The sequence below is a fragment of the Streptomyces arenae genome, from assembly GCF_022343545.1.
Classification (GTDB): domain Bacteria; phylum Actinomycetota; class Actinomycetes; order Streptomycetales; family Streptomycetaceae; genus Streptomyces; species Streptomyces humi.
This window is the reverse complement of sequence record NZ_JAKQYH010000087.1, coordinates 125,986-140,454: the sequence shown is the minus strand read 5'-3', so window position 1 is coordinate 140,454 and position 14,469 is coordinate 125,986. Positions and strand designations below refer to the sequence as shown.

Genomic DNA, 14,469 nt, shown 5'->3' with positions numbered 1-14,469 from the left:
GATCCAAAGTTTCCGAGCCGAAGGTCACGATAGGCCTGTGAAGTGGAACACCACAGCCACCACAACCATGCAGCCAGCGAACCCCCCACCAGCCGCGAACGTGCACTTCGGCCACGTCAATCCGCCAGCACGGGCAGCCGTGTACGCCCCCGCACCCACCAACGCCGAAAAAGCCAGTGCTGCGACAACCCTCAGAACCGCCGCTACATCAGGCGCAGCTGGCAGTCCGAGAGCATCTATCACGCTGCCGCAGGTCACCACACTGGCCACAAAGCCCCCACCGGCCGGGAAGAACGCCAACGCGGGGGCCACGCCATCCGCTCGGGCAACTATGAAGGAAACCAGTCCTACAAGCAGCGAAGTGGAGGCCACCGCGCAGATCAGCGCAGGCATTGCCGATGATGTATCGCTCACAGGTACTCCCTCAGGCACAGTTGCCTTAGAGGATGCGGGCACGACGACGAGCCCTGACCAACCAGCAGTCCAGGACGTACTGAACAATACCGAAAAACGTCGAACGAAGGGAACGCTCACCGATGCCACGGCGCACGCGGCCCGTAGCAGCAGACAGTCCGCCCGCTCTCGCCAGGCTCACAAGCGAGTTGCGAGAGCTGCGCTCGCAGGCCGCACTGTCGCTACAAGACCTCTCCACTGAGACCCACTTCAGCAAGGCCTCTCTCTCACGCGCCCTCAGCGGACAGGTCCTTCCGACGCTGGCCTTGTTGAGAGCGATCGTTGCCGCTTGTCGAGGCGACATCCATCATTTCGAACACTTGTGGCATTCTGCTGCCGAGGAACGCCGAGCGCGGGAAGCGCCTTCCACCGACCATGCGGAGTCGCTATTTGCAAGGATTCAAGGGCTGTACAACCAGGCGGGACGCCCCTCTCTGTCAAATCTCGCGACCGACGCCAATCTCGGACGGACCACCACGCATCGAGCAGTGAACTCCCCTGCCTCGGCGACCTGGGGAACGCTTAATGCTCTGGTTAACGTGCTGACAGCACCGCTACCCGCTCAGAAGCGCGACTCAGAACTTCGCGCCATCCGCACGTTGTGGTCCGAGGCCCAACAGGGAGCAGTTGTCGGCAGCGCCCCCAGTAGTGCCGTCGCAGAGGAGACAGAACTCCGTCTCCTGGCCTCTGCTATCGAAGAGGCCCAATCAGGGCTGAGGAGATCTGAGTACCGGGTCCAAGCGCTGATGGAACTGATGCAAGACCAACAGGCCGAAATGGAACGCCTGGCACGTCGTGTCCGCGAGCTAGAGAAGCAGCGAGACGCGCTGGCTTCGCGCCAGGAACCATCTGCCGCTGCCTTCGCCGACCTGCTGACTGACCAAGTACGGGTACTCGGCCCCGACCACCCCGACACCCTCACCACCCGCAGCAACCTCGCCCACTTCCGCGGCCAGGCAGGAGACAGCGCCGGCGCCGCCGCTGCCTTCGCCGACCTGCTGACCGACCAAGTACGGGTACTCGGCCCCGACCACCCCGACACCCTTACCACCCGCAGCAACCTCGCCCACTTCCGCGGCCAGGCAGGAGACAGCGCCGGCGCCGCCGCTGCCTTCGCCGACCTGCTGACCGACCAAGTACGGGTACTCGGCCCCGACCACCCCGACACCCTCACCACCCGCAGCAACCTCGCCCAGTGGCAGATGGAAGCTGCGCATCGAAGAGAGGGTGAGGCAAGTGTCGACGCCTGACCATGAACCGTCTCAACGGCGCAATGATGAGTCTTCCTCTGGCCTGCGCTTCCGCAGGCCAGAGGAAGAGTTCTCCGAAGCAGCGGCGTCAGGAGTCTGATCGGGAAAAGCGAAGCCGACAGATTTACAGCGGGCTGGCCCCTCACCACATGACCTGGGGCTTTCGTCTTGCAGGTTTCCCCTGGGGGACGTGCGGGGGATCTACTGCTCGATCGAGCCGCCGCCGCTCGGTCTACGCCGAGTCACCAGGGGGGTGCGATGCGACTAGGCATCCGCCCCGTCGTCACCATCACTGCGACTCTCGGCCTCAAAGCTCGCGTGCCACTTATTCGGCCCCAGGGCCATCTTCGCCTTGCTCGCACGGGTGGCTCCCGTCGGACGCGTGATGGCGATCCAGATTCGACCGCATACGCCGACGAGTGCGGTGATCGAAGCGATCACGGCGGCGCCCGTGCCCAGCCAGACCAAGGCGAGAACAAAGAAGAGGATTCCGAAGAATGCAAGAAGATCAAAAAACCGGGCGCCAAGGTGGCCATTCGAATTGCCGGAACTCACGGTGCACCTTTCGGGGAGGGGTCGGGGGCCGCGTCGGCGGCTAAGGGAGTTGTACAGCCTCGTGGGGCGACAGAGCAGCCCGCACAGGCGTTGCAAAAAATGGCAACGGCGTGACATCGGACACATTGGGGTTGCGTTAACGGCAACGGATCAGGCAGAAAGAGAGTTGCTTAATTCGCATCGCTGGGTTGGCGCTTGGCGCACTGACCAGCAGATACCTACCGTTGCTAGGGCAGCAACAGTGGCGTTGCGGGGATCACAACGAAAACGTTGCTGGTAGTGCAACGACGCAGGGGGGAAGAGATGGCGCAGCTTGAACCACTCGCCGCGGATCTGTCAGAAGCAAAGAGGGCGTTAGCTGAAGCTCTCCGCACACTGTTCAAGGCGCTCAACTTGTCAATGGGCAGGTATGCAGTTCGCTGCGGTACCGACAAGGGCACGCTCTCTCGCTATCTGAGCGGAGCAAGAGTCCCGCCCTGGTCCTTCATTATGTTGCTCTTGGAGCACGTTTCAGAGGTCAAAGGGCAACCCGCAAACGAGGACGCCGTAGCGCTCCTACGTGATCTCTACATCCGGGCCGCAGGCACTGGGAGCGCGCGACGCTCTCAAGACCTGCAGTTCCTACTAGAGGAAGCAGACCAGCAGGCCCGTGAAGCTGCCTCGCTGGAAAAGGTGCTACGGAACGCCGTGCACGACCTGCAACAGCAGGTGAATCACCTAAACGTCGAAATCAATACTCTTCGAGCCGCACGGGCAGCAGAACGGCAAGCTGTTGGGGCTGAGGTCGAAAGATTTTCGCGCGACACAGAAGACCTAAAATCCGAACGAGACTCACTGGCTCAAGAAGTAGAGATCTTGCGTGGCCAACTCCGGGAGGCAATTAAAGCAAGAGAACTCGCGGAAGAGAAGTGCGACCAACTAGAGCGGCAACTAGAGCAGGCAGAAAGCCGCGAGGCGGAAGAGGAACAGAATAATACAGAGAAGGAACGCCAAGCGGCGAAAGAGGATGAGAGAAGTGCGGAGTCATCCTACGGAGATGTGCAAACTAAGATCGCATTGCTTGAAATGCAGCTTCTCAACCTGCGAGAAGCGACGCGCCCCCCGGAACCCCCTCCTGCGTATTTACTAGACGCCGAAAAAGATGGCGATACCGGATCGCGAGCAGCACGCCGGGGGTATAGCCCCGGCGAGACTCTGCGCCGGGTAGATGCAGCACAGAAAGACAAGCCTAGGAACGTGAGGAAGGTTCTGAGTCGGGCCGTGGAGCTACAGACCCCTGCGGAGATCATTGTCACTCGCGCCCTCCTTCGAGGTATGCCCGCAGCAGTCCGCGACCTATTCGAAGCTCTCGTGTTGCTGCCTGCCCCTGCTCCGACTGATGACGACGGAGCAAATAGCCCGCAAGTCAACGAAACCGAGACCACAGCCGCAGAGCTATGAGTTCACACCGCACGCCGCAGTCTCACTCGCCAGTGCGAACAGCAAGGTGCCGGCGTCGTACCCGGTCCAGACAGTCACAGGGCCAGCTGCACAGACTGAGATCCTCACCTTCGGGAGAATCGAACGTGGGAAGCTTGAGCACGATGGTGAGCAGGCAAGGAGGGAGAGCGCGTGTCGCAGCAGGTCAGCCCTCGGGGGACGTTTTTGCAGGTCGCGGAAGTGGTGAAGGCCCAGATTGAGGCGGATCCGAACATCAGGGAGCTTCCGTCTGCCGCTGATCTCATGCGTGATCACAACGTCTCGCGCGGCGTCGTACTCCGTGCCTTCAAAGCTCTCCAGAGGGATGGCGTAGCCGAACCAGTGGCGGGTGGCCGTTGGCGCGTCGTACGTAAAGGTGAGCACGTCGACCAACGGCCCCTGGACGAGCGCATCGCTGACCTCATCCCCGCCGAGGGGTTCGAGGTGGGTACAGCCTTCCTGAGCGCATCGGACCTCATGGGCAGGTTCGGAGTCTCCCGCCCCACCGTGACCAAGGCGCTCGACAAGCTGGAGGCCGCCGGCGTGCTGGCGAGTGCGGGACAGGGCAAGGTGCGGACCGTCCGCGCCATGCCGATTCGAGAGGAGCGTTCCTAGCTTGTCGGAGCTGACAGAGTGGGCTTACCCCCTCGCTGAGTCGCTGCTCGCCGAGCCGCTGCCGCGACGGTGGGCACATTGCTTGGGCGTCGCCGAGCGGGCACGGAGCATCGCGCCCGTCCTCGGACAGGATGCGGAGCTGTTGGAGGCTGCGGCCGTCTTGCATGACATCGGCTACTCGCCGGATCTCGCCAAGACAGGCTTCCACCCTCTCGACGGCGCCCGGTACCTCCGTGAGGTCGCGGACGCTGAGCCGCGAGTCGTGAACCTTGTGGCCCACCACTCGTGCGCGTGGATGGAGGCGGAAGCACGCGGCCTGCGTGAGGAGCTGGAGAGCGAGTTCCCGCGGGAAGCGGCGCATCTCAATGACGCGCTCTGCTACTGCGACATGAACACCACGCCGGACGGTACGCCCACGAACCCCGTCGACCGGGTCAACGAGATCGCCGGACGGTACGGGCCTGACAGCCTGATCGGGAAGTTCATCCGTCGCGCCGAGCCCGAAATCCTCGCGTGCACGTCGCGCGTCCTCGACCAGGTCGCTGCCGGGAAGCGTCAGCCGATGTAGGGGGCAGGCCGCGTCCGGTCCATCGCGTGCTCAATCCGGAGCCGCATCGTGGGGTGGATGTCCAGCTTCAACAGGTCCGCTGGGTCGACCCAGCGGACCTGCGTCGTCTCGTTGCTCGTCCGCAGCTCACCGCCGACCGGGCGCGCGCGGAAACAGATGCTGAACTGCTGACGGATCTCGCCGTCGTCGTACTGCATCCGATGACCAGGGTCGGTGTAGATCCCGGACATGTCGACGACTTCCGCCTTGATCCCGGTCTCTTCCCAGACCTCTCGGACCACCGTGTCACCGATGGACTCACCCACGTCGTGGCCACCGCCGGGCAGCGCCCAACGTCCGTTGTCGGATCGCTGAATCATGAGCACCTGTCCCGCGTCGTTCTGGACGAACGCCACGACCGAGGGCACGACCGAGTTGGCCGGCGGAGCGTCCGGGTCGTGCAAGTAGTCGATGCGTCCCATGCTTAGGCTCCCGTGATGTCGTGTTCGGTTACTGGCCTGGCGCCTTCCCAGGTCTGCTCAACGCTATTGGCAAATGTGTCGAACAGGCTGCCGCCGGGGAGCTGCCGCAGATGGAACACCGGCGCCATGTAGGCGCCGAGGCCATACACGTGCGTGTTGGCCAACATCTCGTCATCAGCGCGGTAGATCGAGTTGTAGAGCACCGTGTCGTGCAGGCGGAAAGCAATCTCGGGGTGGCTCATGAACAGCGGGCGGTAGTTGATGAGCGCGTTGCGGATCTTGCCACCCATAATGCGATGCCCTTCGTCGATGCCGCGCTGGGTGACGGCTTCGCACTCTGGATCGCCCATGAGGACTCGGATGCGGACACCGCTCTCGGCCTTCTCCTTCAATGTCGAGAAGAAGAGAGGGTCTTCCGCCAGGTAGATCCCGGCGTACACGAGGATGTCGATGCACTCCGTGGCGCGCTCGCACATCTCGCGCCAGAGATCTGACGGCACGACGTGCCGATGAGGGTAAACGGTCACGATCTCGGCCTTGCTCAGGTCAGTTGCGGAGTCCTGAGTTCGGGAGTCCTCCCACAGCGTCGTCACGTCCACCTTGAGCGCCGCTGCCGTTGCGTACTGGTGCCGTCGGTACGGCACCTTTCTCTGCGTGATCCAGCGTTCCACGGTCTTCGCGTTGACCTTGATCTCGTCCGCGAGGCTCTGAACGGTCATGCCACGTGCCAACAGGGCTGACCGCAACCGCTCGTTGGACATCTGCACCCCTTCGAGGGACATCTAGGGAGCTCTTGACGGTAGTGGGCTGATCGGGAGCTGTCCACGTAGGGGGTAACGAACTCCCCTGACCTGGGGCGATTCTGATTGTGCGCCAAGAAGTCCCGGCGCAAAACCAAGAGGTTCCGTCGCCGTACTTGACGGACCCCTATGCAGTACCTGTAAAACAGGTATTGCGTCACCGAACGGAACAACACGGCGAACGCGGCTGATGTCGCACGTGCTTGAGAACTGAATAGTGATCGTGCGGGGCTGACGCGAGAGCGGCGGTCACGGCAGGTGCCCAGGGCGAGGGTCCGGGGGCAAACCGCCGCGATGGACGAAGCTCTCCCCCTACGCGCCTGGCAGGCGCCACCCGATCTCGGGTGTGGGGAAGTACAGCGGGGCCCCAACGCACGTGGCGGGATGAGAAGACCGCCCCCGAGACGACCGGGTGAAGTCGTCGGCGGCACAGCCACCTGCACCGGCTCTGGAGAACACCCCCTTCGGGGTGCCACCTGTTGCATGCCGCCCTGCTGGCGTCAGAGCAGTGACGATGACGCGACCGACTACCCGGCTCGAACCGGTGCTCCTTGATAAAGGCGCACCGGTAAAGCCAGGTCACTGCCCCGGTACCCAGCCGTGAAGGGCGCGGAATCGAATTCCGCCCGGGGCGCTCACCCGCCGCAGTCTGCGGCTCGGGTCCTCCGGAGCAGTCGCCGTCTCACCACACGCCTGCGACTGCTCCGGCTCCCAGTCCCTCCAAATCAGGAGCCCCCATGACCGAGCGCACCTTTGTCTCCGCTACTTCCGGCCCGATAGTGCTGGGCCTGTCGCCGCCGGTCGGCGGCGTCCGGGTTCAGGTGCTCGACAGCCTGACCACCGCTCGCGTGGTGCTGCGTACGGACGACCACACCAGGCCGGCGGCCGACGCCGTCAACCGGGCGCGCAGCACGCAGAACGGGCAGGTGCTCGGCATCGAGGTACCCGAGATGCCGGGCAACGTGATGGTGCAGAGCCGTCGCGGCAACAGCATCGTGCAGAACATCGGCACGGTCTACGGATCGGTGACCGCCATGACCATCGTCAACGGCCGGATCGTCTCCGGCGGCACGAACAGCATGGCAACCGTCAGCCCGATCGAAGCCACGGTGTGCCTGCCCCCGCATTCCTCCCTCGCGGTCGTCTCGCAGGCCGCCGACGCCGACGTCTTCGGCTACGTCGACCGGATGGAGTTCCGCTCCGTCTCCGGCGACCTGAACGCCGACGGGGTCCGGGAGCTCCGGGCCAACACCACCTCCGGTGACATCAACGTCGGCCGGGTGACCGACCAGGTCAACGCTCGGTCAGTGTCGGGCGACATCAAGGTGGGCCTGTACGACGGCCGGGCCGCGGCCCTGGGCACCACCTCCGGCGACATCACGATGCAGGCCACCGACGCGGCGGCCGGGTACGTCAGTGCCGACAGCGTCTCCGGCGCCCGGTACCTCCAGGTGTCGGCCAACACCGTCTCTGGCAGCGTCCGCAACCGCTGAGCCATCGCCCCAGCTCTCGACAAGGAGTCGACCGATGGCCGCTGCCACGTTCGCCGCTGTGTTCATCGCCCTGTACGTCGCTCACAGCGTGGGCGATCACTGGGTGCAGACCTCGCACCAGTCCGCGCACAAGGGGCGTCCCGGCTGGGTCGGCCGTCTCGCGGACACCCGGCACGTCGCCACCCTGACCGCTACCAAGTTGGTCGTCCTGCTGCCGGTCGTCTGGCTGCTGGACCTGCGCCTGTCGGTGCTCGGCACCGTGCTGGGCCTGGGTGTGGACGCGGTCACGCACTGGTGGGCGGACCGCCGGAGCACGCTGGGGTGGCTGGCCAAGGTGGCCGGCAGGGGCGAGTTCTACCGGCTCGGCACCCCGCGCCCCGGCCGCGACGACAACCCGCACATCGGTACCGGCGCCTACGCCCTTGACCAGTCCTTCCATCACCTGTGGCTGCTGGTCGCCGCGCTCATCGTCGCCACCGTCTGACCCCGCAATACCGCCCCGGCATCCCGCCGTGAGGGCGCCGGATCGAATTCGGCCCGGGGCACTCCCGCTGACCAGCGGGCCACTCACATCCCCAAGGGAGATCGACATGCGTTTCCGTACGAGCCCTTCCCCCGCTGCCTCCGACATGAAGAACCGCGACAGCGACGACCTGCGGCGCGAGTACGACCTGATCACCCGCGAGCGCTCCGGGGGCCACAACTCGCTCAGCGCGATCAACGCGCAGAACGACATCGCCCGCGAGCTGGAGAGCCGGGAGCGCTGACCGCTTCACAGCCCCGATGGTCGCAGGCCGGGTTCGACTCCCAGCCGGGGCACGCATTACCGGCCGCTTCGTCTGGAGTTCGCATGAGCATTGTCGAGATCGTCTCGTTCGGCTACCTGCACGACGCGCCGCCAGTCGCGCACCTCACCATCGACCTGCGTCACCACTTCCGCGACCCGCACGTGTCGCCGGAACTGCGCTACATGACCGCCGATGACGCTCCGGTGCGGGCCGCTGTGATGGGCACGCCCGGTATCGCCGCGCTGGTCGATGCGACCGCCACGGCCGTGGCTGCGTTCGCTTCCGGCCCGAGCGCCGGAGCGGTCACGGTCGCCGACGGCTGCGCCGGAGGACGCCACCGCGCCCCCACTTTCGCCCGCGCCCTCGCCGACCGGCTCACCGCGGCTGGGTACACCGTCACGGTTCACCACCGCGACCTGGACAAGCCCGTCGTTCAGCGCTGAGCGCACCTTCGCCCCGATGGTCGCAGGCCGGGTTCGACTCCCGGCCGAGGCACGCATCACCGGCCGCGCTGCGGCTCGGGTTCTTCCGGAGTAGTCGCCGTCTCACCAACACGCCTGCGACTGCTCCGGTTTCCAGTCCCTCCCATGTCAGGAGCTTTCATGCGTGCGTACATCGGCCGCCAACAGGCCGTCTCCGGCGAGGACTTCGCCGAACTGGCGCTCGGCACCCCGCCTGAGCTGTGGCTCGGGGTGGAGGGCGAGACCGAGCAGGAGCGCGCGGCCCGCGAGGACGCAGCGCGCGACATCCTCGCCGACAACCCCGAGATGCCCGACGACCTGGTCCGCATCGCCGCGCAGGTCATCGAGGACAACCCGGACCTGTTCGACGTCGCCCCGTTCACCCGTCCTGCCCGCCGCCGCCCGGCCCGCAAGGGGGTCGCGGCATGACGACAACGCCCCCCACCCCCGAGGCGCCCGCGTCCGGGGTGCCGCCGCTGACCCGCCCGGAAATGGGGCTCGCCGGAGTCGGCGCGCTCGCCGCTGCCGCAGTCGGCGCGCTCGGTCTGATCTCCTCCTTCGACGCCGTGTCGGCTGCCGCGCTGCGCTGGGGGTTCACCTCGCCGTGGATGCTGCCGGTCGGTATCGACGTGGCCATTCCGGTGTTCACCGTCGCCAACCTGCTGTTGATCCGCATGGATATGGCGCTGGCCTGGGTGCGGTTCGTGCCCTGGGCGCTCACCCTGATCACCTGCGGTCTGAACGTCGCCGCCGGGCAGGGTATGTGGGCCAAGGTCGCGCACGGCACGATGCCGCTGCTGTGGGTCGTGTTCTCCGAGATCGGTGCGCACATCTACGCCGTCCGCATCGGCGCAGCGACCGGGCGCCGTATGGAGAAGATCCGGTTCTCCCGCTGGCTGCTGGCCTTCCCCTCCACCTTCGCGCTGTGGCGCCGCATGACGCTGTGGGAGATCACCTCCTACTCCGAGGCCCTGTTGCGGGAGAAGGCGCGGCAGTTGGCCCGCGCGGACCTGCGCGAGCAGTACGGAAAGAAGTGGCGTTCCAAGACCCCGCGGCGCGAGCGCGTGATGCTGCGCATGGGCGACCTCGCCCCCGCCACCGCCGCTGTGCCGGTCGCCCCCGAGCCGCAGGCCCCGAAGGTGCCGGAAGGGCCGAAGCCTGAGGCTGCCAGGCCCGCGCGCAAGAAGCCGGTCAAGGACAAGGCCCCTGCGCCGCAGCGCACGCCGGCCGAACTGCTCGCTGAGGCCCGCACCCTCACGGCCGAGTGGCCCGACAGCCAGATCAACGGCGAGGCGCTGCGCAAGGCGCTGCACTGCGGCGCGGCTCCGGCCCGGCAGGTGCGTGATGCCCTGCTCGCTGAGCGCGCCGACGGCCGCGCCCTGCACCCCGTGAACACCAACGACACCACGGTGTCCGGCGACGGTGCCGAGGGGGTGGCCGCGTGAGCACCCTGACCATGGTCCTGCTGTCCGCGCTGCCGCTCGCCGGCGGGTGGACGGTGCACGTGTGGTGGCTGCGAGGCTGCCTGAACACCGCCCGGCGTGACCCGCTCACCGGGTTACGCACCCGTGACGGCTTCACCCGCCGCGCCACCGTCCTACTCAAGGACCCGCGCGCGGTCGTCGTGCTGGCCGACGTCGACAAGTTCAAGCAGATCAACGACCGCTTCGGACACGCCGCCGGGGACGTCCTGCTGACGGCGACCGCCGACCGGCTCGCCCACCACGCCGGCCGCTCCGGGGTCGCCGGACGGCTCGGGGGCGACGAGTTCGCCGCCGTCCTCATAGACGACCACGGCACCGCCGCCGACATGCTCGCCGTGCTGCACGGCGTCCTCGCCCGCCCGGTCGACGGCCAGGACCCGGCCGTACGCACCACCGTCTCGCTCGGCTGGGTGCGCGCCGCCGACTTCCCCACCGACGACCTGTCCGGGCTGCTGCGGCGGGCGGATGAGGCGATGTACGCGGCCAAGCAGGGCCGCGCCGGAATGCGCCGCGCGGGCCTGGGACGGCTGTTCGCCACCATCACCGGCCGCCGCGCCGGCCGCACCGGCGCCCGCACCGATGCCCCGATCGTCGCGGTGGCCGCGTGATGGCGGCCTACGGCAAGTGCTTCGACCCGTCCGGCGCCCGGTTCGGAGTCCCCACGTTCCCCTGGCAGTTCGCCCCGGACGGTTACGCCACCCGCCGTCAGCTGCGCGCCCGCGGCCTGCGGCCCGGCGGTCAGCCGGTCGCCGCACAGGTGATGCGCCATCACCGGGGCCGCAAGGGCGGAGTGCAGGTCGCCTACCTCTACCGCATCGACCTGGCCAAGCCCGTGCGGCCGATGACCTCGCGCCGCTGCGGTGCGCTCGCGCTGGCGATGCTCGCCCGCCGCACCTGCCCCAAGTGCCGAGTCGTCTACAGCTACTGCCTGCCGACCTCGCTCGGCATGTGCGTGCTGTGCGCCTACCCCAACACCCCCACCGATCCGACCGCCGACCACCTTTCCGTGAAGGGAAGTTGACCATGGGGAAGCCCAACACGAGTCGTCTGGACCGCGAGATCCGGCAGACGGAACGCAAGCTCGAAGCGGTCCGCAAGGGCGAGATGTGGCCGCTGACCGGCCAGGAACGGCGCGCGGTGCTCCGGGGGCTGGCCGGCGGCTCCTACAGGCTCGTGCGGGGCAAGAGCCCCGCCCGCGCGGAACGGCAGCTCGACACGCTGTGGCAGTCGGTGCAGACCCGGCTGACCGCTGAGCTGACCGCGTTGCAGAAGGAGCGGCAGCGGATCGTGAACGAGGCCGCCACCGCCAAGGCTGGCAAGAAGTCGTCGGGGTGGTGGTGAACCTGAAACGGATCACCCGTCTCTTCCGCGGCTCGGGTGACTCGCTCGGTCGGCCACTCGCCGCCGACTCCGCGCGGGCCGTCTGCCTGTCCGGCCGCCGGTTCGGCGTCCACGGCGTGATCCCGGCGTCCCACGCCCGGTTCACGGTCAGCCGACGCCGGGCCTGGGGCCACGACGTCCGCGCCTATCCGACCACCGGCCGCGACGGCACCCCGTTCACGGTCATCTACACCCGCGTCGCCTACGCCGACGACCCCGGCCTTGAAGTCCTGGTCACGGTCTTCGAGTTCCCCACGGGCAGTGCACTCCCGCCCGGCATGTAACCCCACGGGCCCGACCGCTCACCTCCTACAGCGTTCGGTCGGGCCCACCTCCCGCAGATCTGGAAGGACCATCAGTGAAGCACCCCGACGACGACAACGAACTCTTCAACCGACTCGAAGCCGAGATGACCGGTGACCCGATACACGTGGTCGACTCCCGCGGCAGCCGAGACTTCGACCCGCCTGCCGATTCCGGGGGCGAGGTAGTCGACCTCGACAAGGCCCGATCGGCCCGCAGCGAGTCGGCCGACCCGGCCGCCCGACCCGACGCCGACCGGTCGGCCGACTCCGACGCTGACCGGTCGGGTGCCGAGTCGGGCGACCCGACCGCGCGCGTCATGGTCGACCAGTCGGCCCCGGCCGCGACCGGTCCGGGCTATCTCGGTCGGCTCGCGTCCGCCCGGCGGCGCGCGGTGGTCCCCGAGTGGCTGCGCTCCACAGCGGAGCTGCGGACCGCTGCGGCGTGGGTGGCCCGGCACTACACGCACTCGCTCGGCTATCACGCGCTGCGCTCGCCGGTCTATGCCGCCCGCCTCACGCTTCAGGCGCCGACCGGGGCCGCCCGGTTCGTCGGGGGTACCGTGCGGTGGGTGGCCGACCGCGAGGGCGAGCCGGTCCGACTGGCCGCCGTGCGGCGTGAGGACGCTGCCGAGTACCTGAAGCTGTCACGGCAGCGCGACGGACGGGTCCGACTGCGCACCCTGGTCGCCGTGCTCGCCATGTTCATCGGACTCGGCTCCGCACTGGCCATCTACGTCCTCGCCCCCGACTGGCTTCAGGCCCTGTCGGTCGGCGCGGTCGTGATGGCGCTGGGGGCCGCCGGCCGCAAGGCGGACGCGCCGGTCATCCACCGCGCGGTGGAACTGCCCACGGCCGTCAAGCTCACCAGTGACATCGTGCTGCGTGCGCTCGGCTCGCTCGGCATCCCCGCGATCAACCAGGCCCAGGGCAAGGGCCGTGACGGGTTCGAGTTCACCGCCCCGATCACCCGCGACGGCCCCGGCTGGCGTGCGGAGGGAAACCTCCCCTTCGGCGTGACCGTGACGGACGTCATCGAGCGCCGCGACCGGCTCGCGTCCGGTCTGCGCCGCCCGCTGGGCTGCGTGTGGCCGGAGGCCGTGCCGAACGAGCACACCGGGCACCTGGTGCTGTGGGTCGGCGACCAGGACATGTCCAAGGCCAAGAAGCCCGCGTGGCCGCTGCTGAAGTCCGGCAGCGTGGACCTGTTCAAGCCGGTCGCGTTCGGCACCGACCAGCGCGGACGCTGGGTCGAGATCACGCTCATGTACATCGCGGCCGTCATCGGCGCGATCCCCCGCATGGGCAAGACCTTCCTGCTGCGGCTGCTCCTGCTCATCGCCGCGTTGGACCCGCGCGCTGAGCTGCACACCTACGACCTCAAGGGCACCGGCGACCTGGACCCGGTCGGCAACGCCGTCTCCCACTGCCACCGGGCCGGCGACGAGGAGGAGGACATCGAGTACGCGGTGCGGGACCTGCGCGCGCTGCGCGAGGAACTGCGGCGCAGGGCGAAGATGATCCGCTCCCTCCCGCGCGACGTCTGCCCGGAGTCCAAGGTGACGTCCGAGCTGGCGAACAAGAAGTCGCTGGGTCTGCACCCGATCGTGATCGGGGTGGATGAGTGCCAGGTCTGGTTCGAGCACGACAAGTACGGCAAGGAACTCGAAGAGATCTGCACCGACCTGGTCAAGCGCGGCCCGGCCACCGGCATCGTGCTGCTGCTCGCCACGCAGCGGCCGGACGCCAAGGCGCTGCCCACCGGCATCAGCGCGAACGCGTCGGCCCGGTTCTGCCTGAAGGTCATGGGCCAGCTGGAGAACGACATGGTGCTCGGCACGTCCGCCTACAAGCGGGGCGTGCGCGCCACCATGTTCAGCTGGGCCGACAAGGGCATTCACTACTTCGTGGGTGAAGGCTCCGACGCCCGGATCGTCGGCTCGGTCTACGTGGACGCCCCGGCCGCCGAAGCCATCGGCGCCCGCGCCCGCAAGGCCCGCGAACTGGCCGGCACGCTGTCCGGCTACGCGCTCGGGGAAGAGCCGCAGCCGGACGCCTCCAGCGCGTATGACCTGCTGCGCGACATCCTCGCCGTGGTCCCCGCCGACGAGCCCAAGGTGTGGTCCGAGACCGTCGTCGCCCGGCTCGCCGAACTGCGGGGCGAGGTCTACGACGGATGGGACCCCGAGGGTCTGGCCGCAGCCCTGAAGCCGCACGGCGTCTCCACCATCCAGGTGGGCCGCCGGGTCAACGGCAAGGTCGTCAACCGGCGCGGCATCGACCGCTCCCACATCGCCACGGCGATCGCGGAGCGTGACGGAAACCGGGACGCGGGCTGAGGCTCCGGGGCCGCTAGCGCTAGCGGCACACCCCGCTAACGTTAGCGGCCCCGCTAGCGCCC

General features: G+C 67.6%; 18 protein-coding genes and 1 pseudogene. 16 read left to right on the top strand and 3 right to left on the bottom strand.

The window, feature by feature from the left end; translation table 11 throughout:
• Positions 1-536: 536 nt before the first annotated feature.
• Both MB828_RS47035 and MB828_RS39950 read left to right on the top strand, forming a co-directional pair.
• Positions 537-761: pseudogene (locus MB828_RS47035) on the top strand (helix-turn-helix domain-containing protein); the annotation flags it as partial.
• A gap of 447 nt (positions 762-1,208) precedes the next feature.
• Positions 1,209-1,703 (top strand): tetratricopeptide repeat protein, encoded by a 495-nt coding sequence (locus tag MB828_RS39950; RefSeq protein ID WP_301652443.1) that lies wholly within the window; start codon positions 1,209-1,211, stop codon positions 1,701-1,703.
• A gap of 264 nt (positions 1,704-1,967) precedes the next feature.
• Here MB828_RS39950 and MB828_RS39945 read toward each other — a convergent pair whose 3' ends face one another.
• Positions 1,968-2,258 carry a hypothetical protein gene (locus MB828_RS39945; RefSeq protein WP_301652442.1) on the bottom strand — a complete coding sequence of 97 codons (291 nt, stop codon included), beginning with the start codon at positions 2,256-2,258 and terminating at the stop codon, positions 1,968-1,970.
• 303 nt (positions 2,259-2,561) lie between these two features.
• Here MB828_RS39945 and MB828_RS39940 point away from each other — a divergent pair, with 303 nt between their 5' ends.
• From MB828_RS39940 to MB828_RS39930, 3 genes are all read left to right on the top strand, one after another.
• A complete protein-coding gene (locus MB828_RS39940; RefSeq protein WP_301652441.1) occupies positions 2,562-3,698 on the top strand; it encodes a helix-turn-helix domain-containing protein in 1,137 nt (378 codons plus the stop codon).
• A 171-nt stretch (positions 3,699-3,869) separates the two neighbouring features.
• The gene (locus tag MB828_RS39935; protein WP_301652440.1) at positions 3,870-4,331 is read left to right on the top strand and encodes a GntR family transcriptional regulator; all 462 of its coding nucleotides are present in this window, start codon (positions 3,870-3,872) and stop codon (positions 4,329-4,331) included.
• Between the two features lies 1 nt (position 4,332).
• A complete protein-coding gene (locus MB828_RS39930; protein ID WP_301652439.1) occupies positions 4,333-4,899 on the top strand; it encodes an HD domain-containing protein in 567 nt (188 codons plus the stop codon).
• Here the strand turns inward: MB828_RS39930 and MB828_RS39925 are convergent.
• Positions 4,887-5,360 (bottom strand): NUDIX domain-containing protein, encoded by a 474-nt coding sequence (locus tag MB828_RS39925; RefSeq protein WP_301652438.1) that lies wholly within the window; start codon positions 5,358-5,360, stop codon positions 4,887-4,889. The genes MB828_RS39930 and MB828_RS39925 overlap by 13 nt on opposite strands.
• Positions 5,361-5,362: 2 nt before the next feature.
• The gene (locus tag MB828_RS39920) at positions 5,363-6,121 is read right to left on the bottom strand and encodes an XRE family transcriptional regulator (RefSeq protein WP_301652437.1); all 759 of its coding nucleotides are present in this window, start codon (positions 6,119-6,121) and stop codon (positions 5,363-5,365) included.
• 776 nt (positions 6,122-6,897) lie between these two features.
• Here MB828_RS39920 and MB828_RS39915 point away from each other — a divergent pair.
• The 11 genes from MB828_RS39915 to MB828_RS39865 all read left to right on the top strand — a co-directional run bounded on the left by MB828_RS39915 (position 6,898) and on the right by MB828_RS39865 (position 14,407).
• Entirely contained in the window at positions 6,898-7,653 is a 756-nt protein-coding gene (locus tag MB828_RS39915) for a DUF4097 family beta strand repeat-containing protein (RefSeq protein WP_301652436.1), read from the top strand.
• Between the two features lie 34 nt (positions 7,654-7,687).
• The gene (locus tag MB828_RS39910) at positions 7,688-8,137 is read left to right on the top strand and encodes a DUF3307 domain-containing protein (protein ID WP_301652435.1); all 450 of its coding nucleotides are present in this window, start codon (positions 7,688-7,690) and stop codon (positions 8,135-8,137) included.
• A gap of 106 nt (positions 8,138-8,243) precedes the next feature.
• Positions 8,244-8,420 (top strand): hypothetical protein, encoded by a 177-nt coding sequence (locus tag MB828_RS39905; protein ID WP_301652434.1) that lies wholly within the window; start codon positions 8,244-8,246, stop codon positions 8,418-8,420.
• Between the two features lie 83 nt (positions 8,421-8,503).
• Positions 8,504-8,884 (top strand): RapZ C-terminal domain-containing protein, encoded by a 381-nt coding sequence (locus MB828_RS39900; protein WP_301652433.1) that lies wholly within the window; start codon positions 8,504-8,506, stop codon positions 8,882-8,884.
• A 159-nt stretch (positions 8,885-9,043) separates the two neighbouring features.
• Positions 9,044-9,331: a hypothetical protein gene (locus MB828_RS39895; RefSeq protein ID WP_301652432.1), complete on the top strand. Its 288-nt coding sequence runs from the start codon at positions 9,044-9,046 to the stop codon at positions 9,329-9,331.
• Positions 9,328-10,347: a DUF2637 domain-containing protein gene (locus MB828_RS39890; protein WP_301652431.1), complete on the top strand. Its 1,020-nt coding sequence runs from the start codon at positions 9,328-9,330 to the stop codon at positions 10,345-10,347. Before MB828_RS39895 ends, MB828_RS39890 begins: the two co-directional genes overlap by 4 nt.
• Positions 10,344-10,994: a GGDEF domain-containing protein gene (locus tag MB828_RS39885; RefSeq protein WP_301652430.1), complete on the top strand. Its 651-nt coding sequence runs from the start codon at positions 10,344-10,346 to the stop codon at positions 10,992-10,994. The genes MB828_RS39890 and MB828_RS39885 overlap by 4 nt, the downstream gene beginning before the upstream one ends.
• Positions 10,994-11,407 (top strand): RRQRL motif-containing zinc-binding protein, encoded by a 414-nt coding sequence (locus MB828_RS39880; protein ID WP_301652553.1) that lies wholly within the window; start codon positions 10,994-10,996, stop codon positions 11,405-11,407. Before MB828_RS39885 ends, MB828_RS39880 begins: the two co-directional genes overlap by 1 nt.
• 2 nt (positions 11,408-11,409) lie before the next feature.
• Positions 11,410-11,727, top strand: coding sequence for a hypothetical protein (locus MB828_RS39875; protein ID WP_301652429.1), 318 nt, complete (start codon positions 11,410-11,412; stop codon positions 11,725-11,727).
• Positions 11,721-12,050, top strand: coding sequence for a hypothetical protein (locus MB828_RS39870; protein ID WP_301652428.1), 330 nt, complete (start codon positions 11,721-11,723; stop codon positions 12,048-12,050). Before MB828_RS39875 ends, MB828_RS39870 begins: the two co-directional genes overlap by 7 nt.
• A 74-nt stretch (positions 12,051-12,124) precedes the next feature.
• Positions 12,125-14,407, top strand: coding sequence for a cell division protein FtsK (locus MB828_RS39865; protein ID WP_301652427.1), 2,283 nt, complete (start codon positions 12,125-12,127; stop codon positions 14,405-14,407).
• Positions 14,408-14,469 lie beyond the last annotated feature (62 nt).